The organism is Mesorhizobium sp. M2E.F.Ca.ET.209.01.1.1 (genome assembly GCF_004010375.2).
Taxonomy (GTDB): Bacteria; Pseudomonadota; Alphaproteobacteria; order Rhizobiales; family Rhizobiaceae; genus Mesorhizobium.
The window spans coordinates 1-311 of the sequence record NZ_SADP02000902.1; the positions used below are offsets into that span (position 1 = coordinate 1).

Here is a 311-nt window from a genome sequence, read left to right on the forward strand (position 1 = left end):
GAGGCCGCCACGGCCGGCTGGCTGAAGGCGATGAAGGAGAACTTCACCGCCTACAAGGGCAACAGCGCGGTGATGAAGGCGGTCAATGCCGGCGAGATCGAAGGCGGCGTGATCTACCACTATTACTACTTTGGCGATCAGGCCAAGACCGGCGAGAACTCCAAGAACGTCGCGCTGCACTATTTCAAGAACCAGGATCCGGGCGCTTTCGTGTCGGTTTCCGGCGGCGGCGTGCTGGCTTCGAGCAAGCACCAGAAGGAAGCCCAGGCCTTCCTGAAATGGGTGACCGGCCAGGGTGGCCAGGACGTGCT

Annotated in this window: 1 protein-coding gene; it reads left to right on the forward strand. The window is 61.7% G+C overall.

What is annotated here, in order from left to right; translation table 11 throughout:
* On the forward strand, positions 1-311 hold a 311-nt coding region (locus EN852_RS38405; RefSeq protein WP_135879875.1), incomplete at both ends, for an extracellular solute-binding protein.